This is a genomic window from Paraburkholderia sp. RL18-085-BIA-A, from assembly GCF_046027075.1.
Taxonomy (GTDB): domain Bacteria; phylum Pseudomonadota; class Gammaproteobacteria; order Burkholderiales; family Burkholderiaceae; genus Paraburkholderia.
This window is the reverse complement of the sequence record NZ_JARESU010000660.1, coordinates 1-363: the sequence shown is the minus strand read 5'-3', so window position 1 is coordinate 363 and position 363 is coordinate 1. Positions and strand designations below refer to the sequence as shown.

Below are 363 nucleotides of genomic sequence, written 5' to 3'. Positions count from 1 at the left end.
TGCGGCATCGCCTTCGAGGCGCTGGACAACGGCATCCTCTGGTGCGAAGACCCCAAGGCGCTGCAGCGAATCTGCGATGGGCTCGACGAGCGCAAGATTGATGGGCTGCGCAAGTGGCTGGCACGGCTGCCGCATCCATTCGAGCGTCCCGGTCGAGCCGCGGGCTACCGCTACGCGCTGTCGATCCTGCAGGCCGAGTTCGCGCTGCCCCAAGTGCTCGATCGACCGGTGACAGGCCGCATCTTCTTCGAGCAGGTCATCCGCGAGAACCTGGACATCGGACGCCCGGGCCAGGTGCAACTGATCTTCGATCGCCGCGTCAATCGGCGCACCCCGGGGCGCTTTCGCACCCGGGTGATCACT

The 363-nt window shown here is 66.4% G+C and carries 1 pseudogene; it reads left to right on the top strand.

The features are described from left to right. Positions 1–363, top strand: a pseudogene (locus tag P0D89_RS54285) (hypothetical protein); the annotation flags it as partial.